This window comes from Streptomyces sp. SAJ15 (genome assembly GCF_007595705.1).
GTDB lineage: Bacteria > Actinomycetota > Actinomycetes > Streptomycetales > Streptomycetaceae > Streptomyces.
On the sequence record NZ_NISY01000008.1, the window covers coordinates 335,392 to 357,331 of the forward strand.

The following is a 21,940-nucleotide window of genomic DNA, read 5'->3' on the forward strand; positions in this document are numbered from 1 at the left end:
GCCGCACCCCTCAGCGACCGCGCAGGCGGCGTACGAGGATGCTCGCGTCGCCGCGGGACTCCAGGTCGGCGAGGACGACGGCGACCGCCTCGCGCACGATCCGGCCCCGGTCCACGGCGAGTCCGTGCTCGCCGCGCAGAACCAGCCGCGCGTGCTCCAGGTCCATCAGCTCCTCGGCGGAGACATAAACCGTGATCTTCTCGTCGTGGCGCTCGCGGCCACTGGGTCTGCGGTTGGCGGCGCGTCCGCGGCGGCGCGGCTGTCCGGGGCCGGCCTGGGGGTGTCCGGCCGCGCCGTCCGGCGCCTGCCGGCTCTTGGGCCGCTCCGCGGCGGCGCGCCGGTCGGCGGGCGCCTCCGGCGCTCCGGCCTCACGCCCGGCGTGCTCGGCCGTGCCGGCGGCGACCGCGGGCTTCGGCGCGTCCCCCTCGGCGGCGTCCGCGGCCGTGGAGTCGCTCTCCGCGGCCGGCGCGGGCACCCGCCCCTCGCCGTTCGTCTGGCGGCGGGGGGACGACGGCTGCAGCGCCATCCCCCCGGTGGTGCGGAACAGCTCGTCGGCGCCCGGCAGACTCACTCGGCGGGACACCGGGCGAGCACCTCCCTGGCGAGCTGGCGATAGGCGGCGGCACCGACGGAGTTGGACGCGTACGTGGTGATCGGCTCGCCCGCGACGGTGGTCTCGGGGAAGCGGACCGTACGGCCGATGACCGTGTGGTAGACGTGGTCGTCGAACGCCTCGACGACGCGCGCGAGGACCTCGCGGCTGTGCACCGTGCGCGAGTCGTACATCGTCGCGAGGATGCCGTCCAGTTGGAGGTCGGGGTTGAGCCGCTCCTGGACCTTCTCGATGGTCTCGGTGAGCAACGCCACACCGCGCAGGGCGAAGAACTCGCACTCCAGCGGCACGATCACCTTGTGCGCGGCGGTCAGCGCGTTGACGGTGAGCAGGCCCAGCGACGGCTGACAGTCGATCACGATGTAGTCGTAGTCGGACAGCAGCGGCCGCAACGCCCGCTGCAGGGTGGACTCGCGCGCCACCTCGCTCACCAACTGCACTTCGGCGGCCGACAAGTCGATATTGCTGGGGAGCAGGTCCATGTTGGGCACGGCCGTCTTCAGCAGCACCTCGTCGGCCGACATGCCCCGCTCCATGAGCAGGTTGTAGACCGTCAGATCCAGCTCCATCGGATTGACTCCGAGGCCGACCGACAGGGCGCCCTGGGGGTCGAAGTCGACCAGCAGCACCCGGCGTCCGTACTCCGCGAGTGCCGCGCCCAGGTTGATGGTCGAGGTCGTCTTGCCGACTCCGCCCTTCTGGTTGCACATCGCGATGATCTTCGCGGGTCCGTGGTTGGTCAGCGGGCCCGGGATCGGGAAGTACGGGAGCGGCCGGCCGGTCGGGCCGATCCGCTCGCGGCGTTGACGTGCGGCGTCCGGCGCGAGGGTGGCCGCGTACTCCGGGTCCGGTTCGTACTCCGCGTCCGGGTCGTAGAAGTGACCGTCGGGCAGGTCGTCGTAGTCGGCGAGCGCGGGATCCGTGCCGCGCTGATCGCCGGCCATGGCGTTCACGTGTTGGCCGTCCATGCTCTGGCTCTGCTGGGCTGTCGTCATGATGCTCTGGTGGGCTGCGAAGGTCTGGACAGCGACGGAGCCGACAGCCGAGAGCCCGGAGGGTGCCTGGCCCCGCGCAGCCGATCCTGGTTGACCACCCCCGGGAGAAAATGTCGACTCATTCACAAGTCGTCCTACCTCCTTGGTGACCAGGAAATTTCTAGATTGGTCAGCGTGACACCATGCCGACGGTTGGCGACTCTATGGCGTGTCGGCGTCTCACAGCAACACAATCCGCCGGACACGGCACGATGTGTCGGCAACCGAACACCCGGATGTCAAGGGCGTAAGCACCCCGAGCCTGTTGGTTCATCGGGCACTCTAAACGGCTAAAGAGTGGCATTCGCGGCTAGTTGATCAAGTGGCCCATCGGTGAATAAAAGGGACTTTTCAGGCATGGCTGCGGCCGGGTCCCGCTCACTCGGCAAGACCCGGCCGCATGCGTCAGGTTGACGGGGCTCGTTGACGCCCCGCGTTGACGCGGATCAGCCCAGGAGGCTGTTCAGCTCGATGGAGGGCAGCCCGTGCGCCTCGGCGACCGGACCGTAAACCACCTGTCCCTCATGGGTGTTGAGACCCTTGGCGAGCGCGGCGTCGCGGCCCAGCGCCTCCTTCCAGCCCCGGTTGGCCAGCTCCACGATGTAGGGCAGCGTGGCGTTGGTCAGCGCGTAGGTGGAGGTGTTGGGCACCGCGCCCGGCATGTTGGCGACGCAGTAGAAGACCGAGTTGTGAATCTTGAAGGTCGGCTCGGCGTGCGTGGTCGGACGCGAGTCCTCGAAGCAGCCGCCCTGGTCGATCGCAATGTCGACAAGGACACTTCCCGGCTTCATCCGGGACACCAGCTCGTTGGTGACCAGCTTCGGCGCCTTGGCGCCGGGGATCAGGACCGCGCCGATGACCAGGTCGGCCTCGAGGACGGCCTTCTCCAGCTCGAAGGCGTTGGAGACGATCGTCTTGACCTTGGTGCCGAAGATCTTGTCGGCCTCGCGCAGCTTGTTGATGTCGCGGTCCAGCAGGGTCACGTGGAAGCCCATGCCGACGGCGATCTGGGCCGCGTTCCAACCGGAGACACCGCCGCCGATCACCACGGCCTTGGCCGGGGCCACGCCGGGGACGCCGCCGGGCAGCACGCCGCGACCGCCGGCCGAGGCCATCAGGTGGTAGGCGCCGACCTGCGGGGCCAGGCGGCCCGCGACCTCGGACATCGGGGCGAGCAGCGGCAGCGCGCGGTTGGCGAGCTCGACCGTCTCGTAGGCGATGGCCGTGGTGCCGGACTCCAGCAGGGCGTCGGTGCACTCACGGGAGGCGGCCAGGTGGAGGTAGGTGAAGAGGGTCTGGCCCTTGCGGAGGCGGTGGTACTCCTCCGCGATCGGCTCCTTGACCTTCAGCAGCAGGTCGGCGGTGGCCCAGACCTCGTCCGCGGTGCCGAGGATGGTCGCACCGGCGGCGACGTACTCCTCGTCCACGATCGAGGAGCCGACGCCGGCGCCCTGCTCAACGAAGACCTGGTGGCCGTTGCGGACCAGCTCGTGCACGCCGGCGGGCGTGATGGCCACGCGGAACTCGTTGTTCTTGACTTCGCGGGGGATGCCGACCTTCACGTCGATCACGGTCCTTGAATCTGGGGGTTAAGGTAAAAACCGGACATATACAAATATGCCGGAAGGGGCAGCGGCGATCGCCGTGCGACCAGTTTAATGAAGGACGTCGTGCTGTCTAGCCTTTGTTTGCATCAATCTTTCGCGGTGCCACTACTGATTTCGTAGGTCGGCTCGTTTTCGCCTTCCGCTCGGGGCTCTCCAGCCGCGGCCCTCGCGGCGCCCGAGCGCGCCACGGCCCCGCCCGCCGGCCGTCCCGACCCGCTCCCGCCACGGCCCGCCGGGGCCTCCGCCCGGCTCGTCGCGGGTTCCGCTTGCCCCGCCGCGGCCTCCGGTTCCGCCACCGCCCCGCCCGGCGTCCCCGCCGCCCCGCTCGCCGGCCCCGCGCCCGCCGCGTCGCCGTCCTCCCCCGCCGCGGCCAGCAGCCGCTCCGCCGCACCCCGGTGCAGCCGGGCCGCCCCCGGGTCGCCCAGCCGCTCCAGGGTGTCGGCGGCCCGCAGCCGCACCGCCGCCTGAAGCCGTACGTCCTCCGCGCGCCGGGCCGCCTCGATCGCCTCCAGGCAGGTGCGCAGCGCCTCGTGCGGCCGGCCGGCGTACTCCTGCACCCGCGCGGTCTCACTCAACGCCCGCGCGTGGCCCGGCAGATCGCCGAGCCGACGGCACACGGCGGCCGCGGCCCGCCAGTCGCGGAGCGCCTCGCCCCACTGCCCGGCGTAGGTGCGCACGGCCCCCAGACGTCCGTACAGCCGCGCCTCGTCGGCCAGTTCGCCCCGCGACAGGCGCAGCGCCAGCGCCCTCCCGTACCAGTCGGCGGCGCGGTGCCAGTCCCCCAGTTCCTGGTAGGTGCTGCCGATGGACTCCAACGAACGTCCGGTCGCGTACGGGTCGCCCACGACCCGCGCGGCCTCCAGCGCCTCCTTGTAGCGGACCAGCGCCTCCCGGGTCCGTCCCGCCCGCGCGTCCAGGTCGCCGAGGTTGAGCAGCGCGGCCGCCTCCTCCAGCTCCAGTTCGCGGCGGCGGGCCACGTCGAGCACCAGCTGGTGCAGCCCGTACAGCTCGGGCGCGGCGGCCTCGGTGCCCCGGTGCGCGGCCAGCGCCTGCGTCAGGCCCGAGAGCAACCGGCGGGCCAGTGTGTCCAGTTCGCCGTCGGCGACCGCCAGCCGGGCGCCCTCGATCAGCTCCGGCAGCCGCTCCGTCAGCCAGCCCTCGGCCGCCTGCGGCGAGGGGAACCGCAGCGCCCGGGGCAGCCCGGCGAGCTTCTCCCGCGCCGCCCGGTCACCGGGGCGGGCCGCCAGCCGGCACGCGTACAGCAGACGCACCGTCCGCTCCAGCATCCGCGCCCGCGCCAGTTCCACCTCCCCCGAACGCTCCCGTTCCAGCTCCGCCCGGAGCAGCGGCTCCAGGCACCCCGGCACGCGGTGGCGGGCGACGGAGTCCGCGGACGGCTCCCGCGCGGGCCCGGCGGTGTGGGGGGCGGCGACGGGATCCCCGCCACCGGCCGCCGCCCCGTTACCGGCCCGCTCCGGGCGGGGCAGCGCCGTCAGCAGGCCCAGGGCGGTGAAGTCCTCCAGCGCGCCCTGGGCGATCGGCACGGAGCAGCCCGCGAGCGCGGAGGCGGTGACGGCGTCGACGGTGCCGTCGGGGGCGAGCGCGAGCAGCCGGAGCATGCGGGCCGCCGGTTCCGGCAGCTCCTCGTAGACGAGCCGGAAGGCGCGGGCCAGCGGTCGCGCGCCCTGGTCCTCGGCGCCGGCCTGCTGGGCGCGCAGCCGTCGGGCGAGGTCGGCCACGGACGCCTTGGGCCGGGCGGCGAGCCAGCCGCCGGCGAGCACCAGCGCGGCGGGCTGCGCGTCGCACAGCCGCACCACGGCCTCGGCCGCCTGCGGGTCGTTGGTGATCCGGGTGGATCCGGCGCGCCGGCTGAGCAGCTCCACGCCGGCCGCCTCGGGCAGCCCGCCCAGGGTGCAGGGCCGTACGTCCGGGATGCCGGTCAGCGGCCCGCGCGAGACGGCGACGACCAGGCAGTGGGGGGCGTCCGGCAACAGCGCGTCCACCTGTTCCGCGCTGCCGGCGTCGTCGAGCAGCAGGATCATCCGCCGCCCGGCGAGGGCCTCGCGCAGCAGCGCGGAGAGCTCGTCCTCGCGCGCCCCGGGCGGGGCGGTGACACCGAGGGTGGCGAGGAAGTCCCGCGCGGGGCGGGCGGGGGGCACCGGGGTGCCGCCGGAGGTGGTCAGCCGGGCCCGCAGCAGCCCGTCCGGGTAGTCGCCCCGCAGCCGGCGGACCAGCGCCTCGGCCAGCGAGGTGCGGCCCGAGCCGGGACGACCGGCGATGAGCAGCACGCGTCCGCGCGCGGCCTTGCGGCCGGCGAGGGTGTCGAGGCCGGTCCGGTCGATGTCGGCCCGCAGCGCGTCGAGCTCGCGCTCCCGTCCCAGGAACCCGCCGTCGCCGGGGCTCGCCTCCGCCTCCGCGGGCGCGTCCGCGGGGCGCGGGGCGGCCGCCCCGCCCCGGCGCACGGGTTCGGGTGGCCGCCGGTTCCGCGTCGCCCTTGCGGCCCCCTCCGTGCCGACCACCTGCTCCGCCACGGGCTCACTCCCGTCCACCTGCGCTTTCCCACCCGCCGCGGGTGCGGTCAGGGTCGGCATGAGCGTAGTTCACTCGGCGTCAGGTCTTCGGCACTCCCGGCCGACACCCGCACGGAAACATCACCTGAACGGATCTACGGATCGTCAGACCGTAGGGAGATCCGGCCGGCGACCCGCTCGGGCCCTCGCACCGGGCCCGTGGGCGGCTACGCCTCGAAGGGCCGGGCCGGCCAGGGGGCCTCCGCCGGGCGCAGGCCGTCGACGCCGAGGCCGGTGGAGAGCGCGGCGTGGAGGGAGAGCACGCCCGCCGTCAGACAGGTGTTGTGCAGCTCGCCGGCGAGCACACCGCGGACGAGCTCGGGCAGCGGCACGCGCGCGAGCTCCATGTCGGCCTCCTCCTCGGAGACCTCGAAGCGCTCGCCCTCGACCTCGGAGAGGTCGCGGGCCAGGAAGATCCGTACGGCCTCGTCGCAGCCGCCGGGGCTGGTGTAGACGTCGGTGAGGACGTGCCACTCCTCGGCCTTGACGTGCGCCTCCTCGTAGAGCTCGCGCTGGGCCGCGCGGAGCGGGTTCTCGCCGGGGACGTCGAGCAGTCCGGCGGGGATCTCCCAGAGCCGCTGCCGCACCGGGTGCCGGTACTGGCGCAGCACGAGGACGCGGTCCTGGTCGTCGACGGCGACGACGGCCACCGAGCCGGGGTGGGTCTGGTAGTCGCGCAGGACGGTGGAGCCGTCGGGCATGACGACGCGGTCCGTGCGGACGCCGGTCTTGTTGCCGGTGAACGGGGTGGCGGTCTCGACGACCTCCCACTCCTCCGGGGTGTCCTGAATGCCCATGTGCGTCCTCAGCGTCCTTTCACCAAACGGCAGTGCCGGGGCGCGGCCCCGTGGAACGGGACCACACCCCGGCACCCACCGTATCGGTCAGGCTCCGAACGTCCGGACGTCAGGCGCCGGCGGCCTGCTGGCGCTCGACGGCGGCCTTGACCAGGCCGGCGAACAGCGGGTGCGGCCGGGTCGGCCGGGAGCGCAGCTCGGGGTGGGCCTGGGTGCCGACCAGGTACGGGTGCACCTCGCGCGGGTACTCCACGTACTCGACCAGCTTGTTGTCCGGGGAGGTGCCGGAGAAGACGATGCCGGCCTTCTTCTCCAGCTCGCCGCGGTAGGCGTTGTTCACCTCGTAGCGGTGGCGGTGGCGCTCCTCCACGTAGGGCTCGTTGCCGTAGACCTCGCGGACGATCGAGCCCTCGGCGAGCTTGGCCGGGTACATGCCCAGCCGCATGGTGCCGCCCATGTCGCCCTCGCCGGCGACGATGTCCATCTGCTCGGCCATGGTGGAGATGACCGGGTCGGCCGCGCCGGCCTCGAACTCGGTGGAGTTCGCGCCCTCGATGCCGGCGAGGCTCCGGGCCGCCTCGATGACGATGCACTGGAGGCCCAGGCACAGACCCAGCAGCGGGATCCGGTTCTCCCGGGCGAAGGTGATCGCCCCGACCTTGCCGTTGACGCCGCGCTCGCCGAAGCCGCCGGGCACGCAGATCGCGTCGACGTCGCCGAGCTGCTTCGCGGCGCCGGCCGGCGTCTTGCAGTCGTCGGAGGTGACCCACTTGATCTTGACCCGGGCGCGGTTGGCGAAGCCGCCCGCGCGCAGCGCCTCGGTCACGGACAGGTAGGCGTCCGGCAGGTCGATGTACTTGCCGACCAGCGCGACGGTGACCTCGTGATCGGGGTTGTGGACGCGGTCCAGCAGGTCGTCCCAGGTGGTCCAGTCGACGTCGCGGAACGGCAGGTCCAGCTTGCGCACCACGTACGCGTCCAGGCCCTCGGTGTGCAGCACCTTCGGGATGTCGTAGATCGACTTGGCGTCGATCGCCGCGACCACGGCGGCCTCGTCCACGTCGCACATCAGCGAGATCTTGCGCTTGATGGAGGTCGGGACGTCACGGTCGGCGCGCAGCACGATGGCGTCCGGCTGGATGCCGATGTTGCGCAGCGCGGCCACCGAGTGCTGGGTCGGCTTGGTCTTCAGCTCGCCGGACGGGCCGATGTACGGCAGCAGCGAGATGTGGACGACGAAGACGTTGTCCCGACCGACCTCGTGGCGGACCTGGCGCACGGTCTCCAGGAACGGCAGCGACTCGATGTCGCCCACGGTGCCGCCCACCTCGGTGATGACGACGTCGACGTCGTCGGTGGCCATACGCCGGATGCGGTGCTTGATCTCGTTGGTGATGTGCGGGATGACCTGCACCGTGTCGCCGAGGTACTCGCCGCGCCGCTCCTTGGCGATGACCTGCGAGTACACCTGGCCGGTGGTGACGTTCGCGGAGCCGTCCAGGTCGACGTCGAGGAAGCGCTCGTAGTGGCCGATGTCCAGGTCGGTCTCGGCGCCGTCGTTGGTGACGAAGACCTCGCCGTGCTGGAACGGGTTCATCGTGCCGGGGTCGACGTTCAGGTACGGGTCCAGCTTCTGCATGGTGACCCGCAGGCCGCGCGCCTTGAGCAGCGCACCCAGGCTGGAGGCGGTGAGCCCCTTGCCGAGTGAGGAAGCGACACCCCCGGTGACGAAGATGTGCTTGGTCGTCGTGGGCTTAGTGGCAAGTGCCAAGAGGGGGCTCCCGTGGTCGCGAGGTGACGTGCGGTGCGGCCTCCGGCCCGGAGTTTCCGGGGGTGCCGACGCTGCGGTTCGGGGGTTTTGCGCCCACCGGTCCACGGGCTACCAGGGTATCAGCGCCCTGGAGCGGTCGCGTCCGGTGACGCGTGTGAAGGGTGTGCGGAGGGTGTGCGGGCCCTGGGGTGCGAGCCTGGACGGGCGCGGGGACACGCGCGGGACACGGGCCGAAAATCCGTGCGGGAACGCGCCCGGAGAGCCGGTTCTGTTCGGCCACTCGAACGGTCGATCCGGGATGAAGCCACGATGTGGGACGGCTCCAGCGGATCTCTGTTCTCCGTCGTATCCTGCTCGGACACATGCTGCGAGCCGCGGCCGGCAAGGCACCTACAAGGCATCCACCTGTACGCCCCGGAAGAAGAGCTCGTCGAGTAACTCCGAGACCGCAAGAGCGCCCCGCGGGGCGAGGCCGTTCGAATGGGGATGCACGTGGCCGGGCGCATCGAGGACTACGCACTCATCGGTGATATGCAGACCGCCGCCCTGGTCTGCCGGGACGGCACGGTGGACTGGCTGTGTCTGCCGCGCTTCGACTCGCATGCCGTCTTCGCCGGCCTGCTGGGCACCGAGGAGCACGGTTTCTGGCGGCTGGGTCCCGCGCACGCCACCGGATCCACCCCGCCGCAGGCCGACCGTCGGCGCTACCGCGGCGACTCCCTGGTGCTGGAGTCGGAGTGGGACACCCCGCGGGGCACGGTGCGCGTCATCGACTTCATGCCGCCACGTGACGGCGCCCCGCAGCTGATCCGCATCGTGGAGGGGGTCAGCGGGCGGGTGCCGATGCGCTCCGCGCTGCGGATGCGCTTCTCCTACGGCTGGGTCGTGCCCTGGGTACACAAGATCGACAACCGGACCGTCGCCGTCGCCGGGCCCGACTCGGTGTGGCTGGACACCGAGGCCGACACCTACGGCAAGAACCTGACCACCTACTCCGACTTCACCGTCGCCCCCGGCGACCGCATCGCCTTCACCATCAGCTGGCAGCCCTCCCACAAGGAGCCGCCGGCCCTGCCCGACCCCGAGGGCTCGCTGGAGGCGACCGAGGAGTTCTGGCGCGAGTGGGTCGAGCACTGCACCTACCACGGCCCCTACCGCGACGCGGTGGTCCGCTCGCTGATCACGCTCAAGGCGCTCACCTACGCGCCCACCGGCGGCATCGTCGCGGCGCCCACCACCTCCCTGCCGGAGGACATCGGCGGCTCCCGCAACTGGGACTACCGCTTCACCTGGTTGCGGGACGCGGCGATCACCCTCTCCTCGCTGCTGCGCACCGGCTACCGCGAGGAGGCCCGCGCCTGGCGCGAGTGGCTGCTCCGCGCGGTCGCCGGCGACCCGGAGAACCTCCAGATCATGTACGGCATCGCGGGCGAGCGGGAGCTCGCGGAGGCCGAGCTGTCCTGGCTCCCCGGCTACGAGGGCTCGCGCCCGGTGCGGATCGGCAACGGCGCGGCCGGCCAGCTCCAGCTCGACGTCTACGGCGAGGTCACCGAGGCGCTGCACCTGGCGCACATGACCGGGCTCGCCCGCAACGACTACGCCTCGCTGCTCCAGCTGAAGCTGATCAACTACCTCGAGGACCACTGGGACGAGCCGGACGAGGGCATCTGGGAGGTGCGCGGGCCGCGCCGGCACTTCGTGCACTCCAAGGTGATGGCCTGGGTCGCCGTCGACCGCACCATCAAGCTGATCGAGTCCGGCGACGTGGACGGACCGCTGGACCGCTGGCGCGAGCTGCGCGACGAGATCCACCGGGACGTCTGCGAGAAGGGCTACGACCCGCAGCGCAACACCTTTACCCAGTCCTACGGCTCCAAGGAGCTCGACGCCTCGCTGCTGCTCATCCCGCAGATGGGCTTCCTGCCGCCGGACGACAAGAGAGTCATCGGCACCATCGAGGCCATCCAGCGCGAGCTGTCCACCTCCGACGGCTTCGTGCTCCGCTACCCGACGGCCGGTGAGGAGGCCGGGGTGGACGGCCTGGAGGGCGACGAGGGGGCCTTCCTGGCCTGCTCGTTCTGGCTCGCCGACGACCTGGCGATGATCGGCCGGGTCGACGAGGCCCGGAAGCTGTTCGAGAAGCTGCTGTCGCTCCGCAACGACCTCGGGCTGCTCGCCGAGGAGTGGGACCCGCGGCTCCAGCGCCAGGTGGGCAACTTTCCCCAGGCGTTCAGCCACGTGCCGCTGATCGACACCGCGCTGCGGCTGACCGCCTCCGGCGCCTACGGCGGCTGACCGTATGCACGCTGGGCGCGAGAGCGCTCGATCCGGCTCCGGAGACGCGGCCCTCACCGGATCGCCGGACGCGCGCGCTTCGGCGGCGGCCTCCCCCGACGAAGGCTCCCGGGACGGGACCGACCCGGCCGGGGCCTCCCGAGCCGGTTCGGGGGCACCGGAGGCACCGGCGGCCATCACCCAGGGCACGATCACCGTGGCGCGGGCGCTGGAGCTGCCCGCGCTGCGCCGCGGCCTCCCCGAGGTGCTGGTCGCCGGCGACCGGCTGTCCCGCCCGGTGCGCTGGGCGCACGCCGGCGAGACCCCCAACATCGCCTCCCTGCTCAAGGGCGGCGAGCTGCTGCTGACCACGGGGCTCGGGCTGGGGCCCCGCCCGGCCGAGCAGCGCGCCTTCGTCCGCACCCTCGCCGAGCGGGACATCGCCGCGTTGGTGGTGGAGCTGGGCTCACGCTTCACCACGCTGCCCGCCGCGGTGGTCGACACGGCCCGCTCCCATGGGCTGCCGCTGGTCCAGCTGCACCGCGAGGTGCCGTTCGTGGCGGTCACCGAGGAGATCCACACCGAGATCGTCAACGAGCACTACGCACTGCTGCGCCGCGCCGAGGAGGTGCACCGCCGGTGCACCCAGGCGTTGCTGCGCGGCGGCGGGGTGCCGGAGATCCTGCGCCTGCTGGCGGCCTTCGCCGGCAACCCGGTCTTCCTGGAGACGCCCGACGGGCTGCTGCTGTACGCGGCCGGTCCCGGTCCCGCGGCCCAGCCGGGCACGGCCGACCCGCTCCAGGTGTGGGACGGGCTGCGGGCGCAGCGCGCCGACCGCCGGCCGGAACCGCCCGCCGGCAGCGTGGTCGCGGACGTCCCCGGCGGCGGTCCGGGCGGTGGCCCCGGCGCCGTACGGGCCAGGTTGACCGTGCTGCCGGTCGCGCGGCCGCTCGCCGCGGTGCACCGGATCGCGGCGGAGCGGACGGCGGACCTGCTCGCGGTGGTCCTCCTCCAGGCGCGCCAGGAGGAGGAGCTGGCCGCGCGCGGCCGCGGCGACTTCCTCACCGACCTGGCGGAGGAGCGCATCGAACCGGCGGACGCGCCCGCGCAGGCCCGGGTGTTGGGCTTCCGCCCGCCAGGGGACGGCCCGCTGCTGCCGATGGTGATGCGCGTGGGCTCCGGCCTGCCCGGGGCGGGCCCGGCGGGCGCCCCCGGGGAGAGCTGGGCGGCCCTGGCCCACGCCGTGCACGAGGAGCTCTCGGCGGTGGGCGCACCGGTGCTCATGGGCGTGCGACTCCCGGAGGGCCGGATGCCGCTGCTGGTCGGGCTGCGCGACGCGGCCGAGCGCGGCGCGGTCGCCGACCGGGTCGCCGCCGCGCTGCGCGCCGGGGTGGCGCGGGCCTGGCCGGAGCGGGCCGGCTCCCGCCCGCCGGTGGTGGTCGTGGGCGTCGCGGGCGACTGGGCGGCGGTCGGCGCCGAGCTGCGGCACGCGGCCGAGGCGGCCAACGCGGCCCAGGGGCTGGCCGACCGGCCCTGGCACGATGTGCGGCGCACGGAAGTCGACGTATTGCTGTGGCGACTGCGCGAGCACGGCGACCTGGCGGCGTTCGTGGACCGGGTGATCGGCCCGCTGCTGGCCCATGACCGCACCGCCCGGCCGCCGCTGATCCCCACGCTGGAGGCGTATCTGGCGCACGCCGGCCGCAAGGCGGAGACCGCGCGCGAGCTGCACCTCAACCGGCAGACCCTCTACGACCGGCTGGCCCGCATCGCCCGGCTGCTCGGCAGCGACCTGGAGGACCCGCAGACCGTCCTCGCCCTCGGCCTGGCCCTCCAGGCCCGCCGACACGTCCAGTGACCGACCGCCACCGCCCCGAGTGAACCCCCGGGCCTCGCGCGTGCGCACGCGCGGGTGTCCCCTCCGAACCGACCGGCTGAGGTCTGTTCGAACCCTCGCGCGTGCGCACGCGCGGGTGCCCCACCACTTCCTGGCTTCGTACTCTTCGCGCGCGGGCCCACACGTGGGTGACCCGGCCGCCCGCGGCCGGGGCCCGGCCTACCTTGCGCGTGCACGCAGGGGGGTGCCGATCCCGGTCTCGCTCGCGCCGGCGCCCGCGGCCGTCTCTCTCTCCTGACCTCCGATCCACCCCGCCAGCGGGCCGACAGGTCGGCGTGTGCCGGCTTCACCGCTCCGGTCCCACCAGCGCGTCCCGCGTCCCGGCATGGGCCGGCGGGCGCGTTGGCGCGTGGGTTGGCTGGATCCGGGTCACTCCTGGGGATGAATCCGGGGCCGGTTTCGCGGCCGTCGGGTGGGGCTTCGGGGCGGCCCTCGGCCTTGTCCGGGCCGGGCCCGGGGTTGTTTTCAGCCGTCCGCCAGACGGATTCGGGCCAGCTTTCGGCACGGGATGCGAAACAAGGTTCGACACGGGTGTTCGAAGCGGGATGCGGGGATGCGGCGGGGCCGGTTCCGGGTCGGGCGGTTCGGCGCCGGGCCCGGTCAGCGTTGGGCGACCTCGTCGTAGACACGCAGCACATGGGCGACGGTGTCGTCCTCGGTGGGCCAGCCGGCGGCCTGGGCGAGGCCGGCGGCGGCGAGTTCGGCACGGCGGGCCGGGTCGGAGAGGAGCCGGAGCACGGCGGCGGCGAGGGCTTCGGGACTCCCGTAGGGGACGAGTTCGGCGGCCTCGCCGACCAGGTCGGGGACGCCGCCCACCGCGGTGGCCACCAGCGGCACCCCGGCGTGCAGCGCCTCCTGGGCGAGCAGCGAGCGCGCCTCCCAGGGGCTGGACAGCACCGCCATGTCGGCCGCCGCCAGCAGCTCCGGCACATCGTCGCGCCGGCCCAGCAGCCGCACCGGCAGGCCCTCGTCGTCGATCCGCCGTTGCAGCGCCGCCCGGTCCCGGCCCTCGCCGGCGACCGCCAGCAGCGGCTGCGGATCGAGGTCGCGCCAGGCGTGGGCGGCGTCGAGCAGCGGGTCGAAGCCGGCGTCGGCCTCCAGCCGGCCCACCGAGAGCAGCAGCGGCCGTTCCACCGCGCCGAGGTCGGCGCGGGTCTTGTGCCACCAGTCGTCCCCGCGGTCCGGGGCCGGAGGCCGCGCGGGCACGGCGACCGGGGCGAGCCGGGCGTCGCGGGCGCCCCGGGCGCGGGCCCGGTCCACCAGGTCGGAGGAGGCCCCGAGCACCACAGCGGCGGCACGCGCCACCCTCCGCTCCACCACTCGGGCCAGGTGCTCGCGACGGCCGGCGGGGCGGCCGCGGGCGTGCCAGGTGACGATCAGCGGGGTGGACCGGCCCTGGAGCGCGAGCGCGGCCAGCAGCCCGGACCGTACACCGTGGGCGTGCACCAACCCGGCCCCGGAGCAGGCCGCGCGCAGGGCCGCCACATCGCCGGCGCCGGTGCGGGCATCGACCGGGGAGAAGCGGGCGCCGGCCGCGGTGAAGCCGTACCCCTGCTCGGCGCTCCAGGGCGCGCACACCGTCACCCGCAGCCCGCGCGCCACCAGGCCGGCCGCGAGCGAGCGCACATGCACCCCGCTGCCCCAGGCTCCGCTGCCCAGCACCTGCACGGCGTGCAGCGGCGACTGCCCGTGCGGCGGAACCGGTGTGCTGCTCACGGTGCTGCTCACGCGGGCTGGACTCCCCTGGCTGGTGTCAGGTGGCGCTGGGCGGGTGGCGTAGGCGGCCTCCGGCGATGCGGGAACGGCACGGAGCGCCTCGCCCAGGATGCCAGTTCCGGTGACCGCCCCGATGCAACGGCCCCGTCCGCTGCGCCCCCGGGCCCGTCCGACGCGACCGGGCGCCCCACCCGCACGAGCGACGCGGCACGCCGCCCGTGCCGCCTCTGACGTGGGAGTCGGCACCGCCGGACGGCACCCGCGTGGACTTCCCGGGCGGGGGCGGGGGCGGACGGGGCGTTCCGGCCGTCGAACCGCCGCGCCGGACGGCGGCTTCCGGTGTGTGGAAGCAGCGCCGGAGCCCCGGGGCCGGCGTGTGCGCCACGGGCGTGAGACGGCGGGCGACTCGGGGGGGGCCGCGCCGTGACGGTCAGCGCGCGTGGGTCGCGCGGGCCGCCGCCAGCAGCTCCTCGGCGTGGGCGCGGGCCAGTTGGGAGTCCTCCTGGCCGGCGAGCATGCGGGAGAGTTCGCGGACGCGGTCCTCGCCCTCCATGGCCTGGACGCCGCTGCGCGTGACGGAGCCGTCGTTGGTCTTCTCGACCACCAGGTGCCGGTCGGCGAAGGCGGCCACCTGCGGGAGGTGGGTGACGACGACGACCTGCGCGGACTGGGCGAGCCGGGCCAGCCGGCGGCCGATCTCGACCGCGGCCTTGCCGCCGACGCCCGCGTCCACCTCGTCGAAGAGGTACGTGGGCACCGGGTCGGAGCCGGCGAACACGACCTCGACGGCCAGCATCACGCGGGAGAGCTCACCGCCGGAGGCGCCCTTGGCGATGGGGCGGGGGACGGCGCCGGGGTGCGGGGCGAGCAGCAGCTCGACCTCGTCGGCCCCCTGCGGCCCGTAGAGCACCGGACGGCCGCCGACCTCGATGCCCGCGGTCTCGTCGGCCGACTCGGTCTGCCGGATCTCGAAGCTGACCCGCGCGTGCGGCATGGCCAGCTCCGCCAGTTCGGCGGTGACGGCCTCGGCGAAGCGGCCGGCCGCCTCCGTACGGGCGTCGGTGAGGGTCTGCGCCAGGGTGCCCAGCTCCGCGCGGAGGGCGTCGCGCTCCGCGGTCAGCTCACCGATGCGGTCGTCGTCGCCGTCCAGTTCGGCCAGTCGGGCGGCCCCCCGCTCGGCCCAGGCGAGCACGTCCGCGACACTCTCGCCGTACTTGCGCGTCAGGTGGGTGAGCGTCGCCCGGCGCTCCTCGACGGCGGCCAGCCGGCGCGGGTCGGCGTCCAGGTCGTCGGCGTACCCGGCCAGTTCGCCCGCCGCGTCGGAGAGCAGGATGCCGATCTCGCCGACCCGGTCGGCCAGCGCCGCCAGCGCCGGGTCGTGGGAGCGCACGGACTCCAGGGCGCGGTGGGCGCCGGCCACCAGCGTGGCCGCGTCCACCCCCTCGAGGTCCTCGGGGTCGCCGGCGAGCGCGGTGTGCGCGGCGGTCGCGGCGGAGGCGAGCGCCTCGGCGTGGCCCAGCCGCTCCGCCTCGGCGGCGAGCTCGGCGTCCTCGCCCGGCAGGGGTTCGGCGGCGGCGATCTCGTCCAGGCCGAAGCGCAGCAGATCGGCCTCCTGGGCGCGTTCCCGGGCCCGGGTGGTCAGCTCGTCCAGCTCGGCGGAGACGGCGCGCAGCCGGCCGTAGGCGGCCGCGTACTTCTCCAGCGGCCCGGCGACCGCGGCGCCCGCGTAGCGGTCCAGCGCCTGGCGCTGCCGGGCGGGGCGCAGCAGGCCCTGCTGGTCGGTCTGCCCGTGGACGGCGACGAGCTCGTCGGCCAGCTCGCTCAGCAGCCCCACGGGGACCGCGCGGCCGCCCACGTGGGCGCGCGAGCGTCCTTCCGCGGAGAGCGTCCGGCTGATCAGCAGCGCGCCGTCGTCCAGCTCGGCCCCGGCCTCCTCGGCCCGTACGGCGACCGAGGACCGCCGGTCGACCGCGATCCGGCCCTCCACGACGGCCGACTTCGCCCCGATCCGCACCAGACCGGCGTCGGCCCGTCCGCCCAGCAACAGGCCCAGGCTGGTCACCACCATGGTCTTGCCCGCGCCCGTCTCACCGGTCACCGCGGTGAATCCGGGCGAGAGCTCCACCACCGCGTCGTCGATGACGCCCAGCGCACGTATCCGCATCTCCTCCAGCACGCCCAAGACCATACGAGGTTTCCGGCCCGGCCGGCGACGGGGTGCCGGCGTGGCGCCGGGCCGGACCGGCTCCACCGCGCGGCCGCCCCGGCCTCCGGGCCGCTCCGGCGCTGATCACGGCGCCGGCGGCGGTCGACGGGAAGGCGCGGGAGAGCGCCGCCTTGGCGGCGCACCGGCGGCCTCGAACCCCCTCAGTGGGTGAACGGTCTCCGGCCGCGCCCGGCGGAGCGGGCGCGACCGGAGAAGGCGGGCGCGACCGGAGAAGGCGGGCGCGACCGGAGAAGGCGGGCGCGGCGACGGCCGCGGGTGCGGTGGGGTGCGCCGCGCCGGGGTGTCAGTGGGGGGCGCCCCGCCAGCCGGCGACCGGGAGGGCGAACTTCGCGACCAGCCGGTCCGTGAACGAGGCGTGGTGCAGCCGGGCGAGCCGGACCGGGACGGCGCCGCGGCGCACCTCGACGCGCGCGCCGGCGGGGAGTTCCACGGTGCGGCGGCCGTCACACCACAGCACGCCGTGCGGGGTCTGGGGCTGCACCTCCACCGCGAGCACCGAGTCGGGCGCGGTCACCAGGGGCTTGGCGAAGAGGGCGTGGGCGCTGATGGGCACCATCAGCAGGGCCTCGACCTCGGGCCAGACGACGGGCCCGCCGGCGGAGAACGCGTACGCCGTGGAGCCCGTGGGTGTGGCGCAGACGACGCCGTCGCCGCCGAAGCGCGACACGGGGCGGCCGTCGACCTCGGTGACCACCTCCAGCAGCCGCTCGCGGGCGGCCTTCTCGACGGACGCCTCGTTCAGCGCCCAGTCGGTGTGCACGATCTGGCCGTCGTTGCGGACCAGCACGTCGAGGGTCATCCGCTCCTCGACCTCGTAGGAGCGGGTGACCACCCGGTCCACGACCTTGTCGAGGTCGTCGCGCTCGGCCTCGGCGAGGAAGCCGACCCGTCCGAGGTTGACGCCGAGCATCGGCACCCCGGAGATCCGGGCGTACTCGGCGCCGCGCAGCAGCGTCCCGTCACCCCCCAGGACCACCAGCAGCTCGCAGCCCTCCAGGACGTTCGGGCCGGAGTCCACCAGCTCCACGGACGACGGCAGGGGCAGGTCGGCGGCCTCCTCGGCGAGCACCCGCACGCCGATGCCGCAGCGCAGCAGGCCCTGCACGACCAGCTCGGCGCTGCGGATGGCCGCGGGGCGGCCGGTGTGGGCGAGCAGGAAGACGGTGCGGCGCCCGGTGTCCGGCGGGCACGCCGCCGTCCTCGCGGGCTCGGCCCGCTTCCCCTGCCCCGCGCCCACGGTCTCCCCCGTCCCCGCGGTGTCCGCCCGCGCGGCGGGCGTGGTCGAGTCGGCCGCTCCGGCCGACTCCGTCGGCTCGGCCGCTCCGGCTGCTGATGAACCTGCTCCTGAAGTGGTCAACGGGGCCCCTCCGCCACTGCACGGTCGACATCCGCCGGGTCCAAAGCCGGCGCCCCGGCGCGCATCCACAGAAAGTACTCGACGTTGCCCGAGGGGCCGGGCAGCGGGCTCGCCGTCACCCCGAGCACACCCAGCCCGAGCCCCGCCGCCTGCCCGGCGACCGTGCGGACCGCTTCGGCGCGCAGCGCCTCGCTGCGGACCACCCCGCCGCTGCCCAGCCGCTCCTTGCCCACCTCGAACTGCGGCTTGACCATGAGCACCAGATCGGCGTCGGGCGCGGCGCAGCGCACCAGCGCGGGCAGGACCAGTCCGAGCGGGATGAAGGACAGGTCGCCGACGACCAGGTCCACGGGCTGGCCGTCGAGGTGCTCCAGCGTCAGCTCGCGCACGTTCGTACGGTCCTTCACGACGACCCGGTCGTCGCTCTGCAGCGACCAGGCGAGCTGTCCGTAGCCGACGTCGACGGCGACGACCTGGGCCGCGCCCGCGCGGAGCAGCACGTCCGTGAAGCCGCCGGTGGAGGCGCCCGCGTCGAGCGCGCGGCGGCCCTCGACCTTCAGCCCGCGCGGGGTGAAGGCGGCGAGCGCGCCGGCCAGCTTGTGGCCGCCGCGGGAGACGTAGTCCGGATCGCTGTCGTCCTGGCCGACGACGATGGCGGCGCTGGTCTCCACCTGAGTGGCGGGCTTGGTCGCGGTGGTCCCGCCGACGGTGACCCGGCCCGCGGCGATCAGCTGGCTCGCGTGCTCGCGCGAGCGGGCGAGCTTGCGGCGGACCAGTTCCGCGTCGAGTCGTCTGCGTTGGCCACGGCTCACTGCCACGTGCGGTTCAGCTCCTGGTGTCGTACGAGGTCGGGATCGACGGGTTCGGGGCCGGCGGCGACGGCGGTCGGCGGTCGAGCTCCGTCAGCGTGTCGCGCAGGCCCCTGTGGACATCCTCGTACACCTCCAGGTGTCCGCTCGCGGCGAGGTGATCGGCGTCGGCCAGCCGGTCGAGCCGCGCGTCCACCCGCGCGTCGCCGGTGGGCGTACGGGCGATACCGAGCGGCGCGATCGGCTCGCCGCCCGGATCCGTCTCCGAGCCGGTCTCGGCGCCCGCCTCCGGCCGTGCGTCGCCCGTGCCGGGCATCGGCTCCTTCATGGTCCCGACGCTACCGTGAAGGGGGCGTTCTCCGACGCAGGAGGCGCTTGGGTAGGGTCGGTCCCCATGGCGACCATCGAGGAGTGCCGCAGCGCGCTCGACCGACTGGCCACGAATCTCGCGGGGGCCGACGGCGACCTGCGCAGCGCGGCCGCACTCGACCGTTCCCTCAGCTGCCACATCACCGACCTGGCGACGACCTTCGTCGGCCGGCTGGCGGGCGGACGGATCACGGACGTGACGACGCTGGCCGGCCCCCCGACCGACCGTGCGGAGATCCGGCTGACCATGACCGGCGACGACCTGGTCGCGCTGGTCGACGGCGAGCTGAACTTCGCCCGCGCCTGGGCCTCCGGCCGGATCAAGCTGGAGGCCGGCTTCCGCGACCTGCTGCGCCTCCGAAAGCTGCTCTAGCAAGACCGCGGCCGAAGGGGCGCGGGAAACTGCGCGACCAGCCACAACCCACCCGCAGACGCCCGACGCCCCCCACGACACCGCTGCAAGACCCCCGGCGGCCCGCAACGGTCCGGCAGCGCCCCGAAAGGGGCGCGGGGAACTGCGCGACCAGCCACAACCGACCCGCAGACGCCCGACAGCCCCCCACCACACCTCCCCCTTCGGCAACGCCCCCGGCAGCCCGCAAGCCGCTCGCCGACCACCACCGCAACGGTCCGGCAGCGCCCCGAAAGGGGCGCGGGGAACTGCGCGACCAGCCAACAACCCACCCGCAGACGCCCCACGGCCCTCACCACACCTCCCCCATCCGGAGCGCTCAGGCGCTCAGGCGCGCCTTGCGGGCCGCCGGGATCACCAGCGGGGTGCCGGTCTCCGGGTCGTCGATGATCTGGCAGCGCAGCCCGAAGACCTCCTCCACCAGCTCGGCGGTCACCACCTCCGCCGGGTCGCCCTCCGCGATCACCCGGCCGCCGCGCATCGCGATGAGGTGGGTGGCGTAGCGGGCGGCGTGGTTGAGGTCGTGCAGCACGGCCACCAGGGTGCGGCCCTGCTCCTCGTGGAGCTGCGCGCACAGGCCGAGGACGTCGATCTGGTGCTGGATGTCGAGGTAGGTGGTCGGCTCGTCCAGGAGCAGCAGCGGGGTCTGCTGGGCGATGGCCATGGCGATCCACACGCGCTGCCGCTGGCCGCCGGAGAGCTCGTCGACGTAGCGGTCGCCGAGTTCCGCGACGCCGGTGGCCGCCATCGACTCGTACACGATCCGCTCGTCGGTCTCGGACCACTGGCGCAGCAGCCCCTGGTGCGGGTAGCGCCCGCGCGCCACCAGGTCGGCCACCGTGATGCCGTCCGGAGCGATCGAGCTCTGCGGGAGCAGCCCGAGGGTGCGGGCGACGTGCTTGGCCGGGAGGGAGCCGATGGCCTGGCCGTCGAGGAGCACGGAGCCCGCGGCCGGCTTCAGCATCCGCGACAGGGCGCGCAGCAGCGTGGACTTGCCGCAGGCGTTCGGGCCGACGATGACCGTGAAGGAGTTGTCGGGGATCGACACCGACAGCCCCTCGGCGACCGTGCGGCCGTCGTAGGCGAGGGTGAGCCCCTCGGCCGTCAGGCGCTGACGCCGCTCGCCCGAGGCGTCGGCGGCGGGCGCGGTGGACGGGGCGGACGGGGTGGCGGAGGTGGCAGACACGGGCTGTCGGATGTCCTTGCGGTCGGGAACGCGGTCGTCGGTCTTGTCCTGCTGGGGCTGCGCGTCCGGGTGCGGCCCGCCGCGCCCGTCCCGCCGCTCGCGCGGGGTCCGGGGCCGGCTCATATGCGCCCCGCCTTGCGTTCGGTGGCCAGCAGCCACACCAGGTAGACGCCGCCGAGCAGGCCGGTCACCACGCCCACCGGCAGCTGGTCCGAGCCGAAGGCGCGCTGCGAGGCCCAGTCGGCGCTGATCAGCAGAGCCGCGCCCATCCAGGCGGCGGGCAGCAGGTTCGGGCCGGGCGAGCGGGTCAGCCGACGGGCCAGCTGGGGCGCGACGAGCGCGACGAAGGAGATGGGGCCGGCCGCCGCGGTCGCGGCGGTCAGCAGCAGCACGGACGCGAGCATCATGACGGTCCGGGTGCGCTCCACCGGGACCCCCAGCGAGTAGGCGCTGTCGTCGCCCATCTCCAGCATCCGCAGGGCGGGCGAGTGCCACAGCACCACCGGGATCAGCACGACGCAGGACCACAGCAGCGGCCAGACCTGCTCCCAGTCCCGGCCGTTGAGGGAGCCGGTCATCCACGCCACGGCGCGTGCGGCGTCGAGGTCGTCGGCCTTGGTGAGCAGGTAGCCGTTGACGGAGCCGAGCAGGGCGCTGGCGCCGATGCCGATGAGCACGAGCCGGTAGCCGTGGACGCCGTGCTTCCAGGCCAGGGCGTAGACGGCGAGGCCGGTGAGCAGGCCGCCCACGACCGCGCCGGCGGCGACCGCCAGCGGGCTGCCCTGGGTCAGCACGATGACCGTGAGGCCGCCCGCCGCCGAGCCCTGGGAGAAGCCGATGACGTCCGGGCTACCCAGCGGATTCTTGGAGATGCTCTGGAAGATGGCGCCGGACAGGCCGAGCGCCGCGCCGACCAGCAGCCCCACCAGCAGCCGGGGCAGCCGGAGTTCGTTGACGATGAAGTCCTGGGTGGGGTCGCCCTCGCCGAGGAGGGTCCGGACGACGTCGGCGGCCGGGATGGGGAAGTCGCCGGTGCCGACCAGCACCACGCCCATGCCCAGGGCGGCGACGGCCAGCAGCAGCCCCACCACCATGCCGCGGGTGTCCACCCGCAGCGAGAGGCCGCCGCGGCGCAGCGTCGTCCCGCGCATGCCGCGCACGCGCGGCCGGTCCGCGCCGACCGCGTCCTTCACGACCGCGTCCTTCGCGACGGCGTCCTCAGGCCCGTGCCCGGTCTCGTCCGTACGGGTCTCGTCCGCGCCGGCCTCGGGCGTCTCCGCGCGCGCCCCGGGCTTCTCCGC

16 protein-coding genes are annotated in these 21,940 nt (G+C 74.4%); 3 read left to right on the forward strand and 13 right to left on the reverse strand.

Going from position 1 to position 21,940, the window contains the following annotated elements; translation table 11 throughout:
- Positions 1–10 precede the first annotated feature (10 nt).
- The 6 genes from CD790_RS22210 to CD790_RS22235 form a co-directional block, all read right to left on the reverse strand.
- On the reverse strand, positions 11–583 hold the full coding sequence (locus CD790_RS22210) for a hypothetical protein (RefSeq protein ID WP_144385050.1): 573 nt from the start codon (positions 581–583) through the stop codon (positions 11–13).
- Entirely contained in the window at positions 568–1,581 is a 1,014-nt protein-coding gene (locus tag CD790_RS22215) for a ParA family protein (RefSeq protein WP_399218041.1), read from the reverse strand. Before CD790_RS22215 ends, CD790_RS22210 begins: the two co-directional genes overlap by 16 nt.
- A gap of 512 nt (positions 1,582–2,093) precedes the next feature.
- Positions 2,094–3,209 carry an alanine dehydrogenase gene (gene ald, locus CD790_RS22220; RefSeq protein ID WP_144385104.1) on the reverse strand — a complete coding sequence of 372 codons (1,116 nt, stop codon included), beginning with the start codon at positions 3,207–3,209 and terminating at the stop codon, positions 2,094–2,096.
- Between the two features lie 131 nt (positions 3,210–3,340).
- Positions 3,341–5,785 (reverse strand): tetratricopeptide repeat protein, encoded by a 2,445-nt coding sequence (locus tag CD790_RS22225; protein ID WP_399218043.1) that lies wholly within the window; start codon positions 5,783–5,785, stop codon positions 3,341–3,343.
- Positions 5,786–5,991: 206 nt separating this feature from the next.
- On the reverse strand, positions 5,992–6,621 hold the full coding sequence (locus CD790_RS22230) for an NUDIX hydrolase (RefSeq protein ID WP_144385053.1): 630 nt from the start codon (positions 6,619–6,621) through the stop codon (positions 5,992–5,994).
- A 109-nt stretch (positions 6,622–6,730) separates the two neighbouring features.
- Positions 6,731–8,392, reverse strand: a complete 1,662-nt coding sequence (locus tag CD790_RS22235) for a CTP synthase (RefSeq protein WP_144385054.1) — start codon at positions 8,390–8,392, stop codon at positions 6,731–6,733.
- Between the two features lie 486 nt (positions 8,393–8,878).
- Here CD790_RS22235 and CD790_RS22240 point away from each other — a divergent pair, with 486 nt between their 5' ends.
- Entirely contained in the window at positions 8,879–10,687 is a 1,809-nt protein-coding gene (locus tag CD790_RS22240; RefSeq protein ID WP_144385105.1) for a glycoside hydrolase family 15 protein, read from the forward strand.
- A 4-nt stretch (positions 10,688–10,691) separates the two neighbouring features.
- Complete coding sequence (locus CD790_RS22245) at positions 10,692–12,524, forward strand: PucR family transcriptional regulator (RefSeq protein ID WP_144385055.1); 1,833 nt, start codon at positions 10,692–10,694, stop codon at positions 12,522–12,524.
- A gap of 639 nt (positions 12,525–13,163) precedes the next feature.
- Here CD790_RS22245 and CD790_RS22250 read toward each other — a convergent pair.
- The 5 genes from CD790_RS22250 to CD790_RS22270 all read right to left on the reverse strand — a co-directional run bounded on the left by CD790_RS22250 (position 13,164) and on the right by CD790_RS22270 (position 19,000).
- Entirely contained in the window at positions 13,164–14,291 is a 1,128-nt protein-coding gene (locus CD790_RS22250) for a glycosyltransferase family 4 protein (protein ID WP_260867773.1), read from the reverse strand.
- 418 nt (positions 14,292–14,709) lie between these two features.
- The gene (gene recN, locus CD790_RS22255; RefSeq protein ID WP_186319167.1) at positions 14,710–16,467 is read right to left on the reverse strand and encodes a DNA repair protein RecN; all 1,758 of its coding nucleotides are present in this window, start codon (positions 16,465–16,467) and stop codon (positions 14,710–14,712) included.
- Between the two features lie 322 nt (positions 16,468–16,789).
- Entirely contained in the window at positions 16,790–17,743 is a 954-nt protein-coding gene (locus CD790_RS22260) for an NAD kinase (protein WP_313956527.1), read from the reverse strand.
- A 116-nt stretch (positions 17,744–17,859) separates the two neighbouring features.
- Positions 17,860–18,675, reverse strand: coding sequence for a TlyA family RNA methyltransferase (locus CD790_RS22265; RefSeq protein ID WP_144385109.1), 816 nt, complete (start codon positions 18,673–18,675; stop codon positions 17,860–17,862).
- Positions 18,676–18,688: 13 nt separating this feature from the next.
- Positions 18,689–19,000, reverse strand: coding sequence for a hypothetical protein (locus CD790_RS22270; RefSeq protein WP_144385056.1), 312 nt, complete (start codon positions 18,998–19,000; stop codon positions 18,689–18,691).
- A 66-nt stretch (positions 19,001–19,066) separates the two neighbouring features.
- Here CD790_RS22270 and CD790_RS22275 point away from each other — a divergent pair, with 66 nt between their 5' ends.
- Positions 19,067–19,414 (forward strand): SCP2 sterol-binding domain-containing protein, encoded by a 348-nt coding sequence (locus tag CD790_RS22275; RefSeq protein ID WP_144385057.1) that lies wholly within the window; start codon positions 19,067–19,069, stop codon positions 19,412–19,414.
- A gap of 358 nt (positions 19,415–19,772) precedes the next feature.
- Here CD790_RS22275 and CD790_RS22280 read toward each other — a convergent pair whose 3' ends face one another.
- Both CD790_RS22280 and CD790_RS22285 read right to left on the reverse strand, forming a co-directional pair.
- Positions 19,773–20,762: an ABC transporter ATP-binding protein gene (locus CD790_RS22280; RefSeq protein WP_260867774.1), complete on the reverse strand. Its 990-nt coding sequence runs from the start codon at positions 20,760–20,762 to the stop codon at positions 19,773–19,775.
- Positions 20,759–21,790: an iron chelate uptake ABC transporter family permease subunit gene (locus CD790_RS22285; RefSeq protein WP_144385111.1), complete on the reverse strand. Its 1,032-nt coding sequence runs from the start codon at positions 21,788–21,790 to the stop codon at positions 20,759–20,761. Before CD790_RS22285 ends, CD790_RS22280 begins: the two co-directional genes overlap by 4 nt.
- Positions 21,791–21,940 lie beyond the last annotated feature (150 nt).

Coding starts and splice junctions, on each gene's coding strand:
- CD790_RS22215 (WP_399218041.1), bottom strand. CDS start 1,581: ATGGACGGCCAACACGTGAACGCCATGGCCGGCGATCAGCGCGGCACG.
- CD790_RS22230 (WP_144385053.1), bottom strand. CDS start 6,621: ATGGGCATTCAGGACACCCCGGAGGAGTGGGAGGTCGTCGAGACCGCC.
- CD790_RS22240 (WP_144385105.1), top strand. CDS start 8,879: ATGCACGTGGCCGGGCGCATCGAGGACTACGCACTCATCGGTGATATG.
- CD790_RS22245 (WP_144385055.1), top strand. CDS start 10,692: ATGCACGCTGGGCGCGAGAGCGCTCGATCCGGCTCCGGAGACGCGGCC.
- recN (WP_186319167.1), bottom strand. CDS start 16,467: ATGGTCTTGGGCGTGCTGGAGGAGATGCGGATACGTGCGCTGGGCGTC.
- CD790_RS22270 (WP_144385056.1), bottom strand. CDS start 19,000: ATGAAGGAGCCGATGCCCGGCACGGGCGACGCACGGCCGGAGGCGGGC.
- CD790_RS22275 (WP_144385057.1), top strand. CDS start 19,067: ATGGCGACCATCGAGGAGTGCCGCAGCGCGCTCGACCGACTGGCCACG.
- CD790_RS22280 (WP_260867774.1), bottom strand. CDS start 20,762: ATGAGCCGGCCCCGGACCCCGCGCGAGCGGCGGGACGGGCGCGGCGGG.
- CD790_RS22285 (WP_144385111.1), bottom strand. CDS start 21,790: ATGCGCGGGACGACGCTGCGCCGCGGCGGCCTCTCGCTGCGGGTGGAC.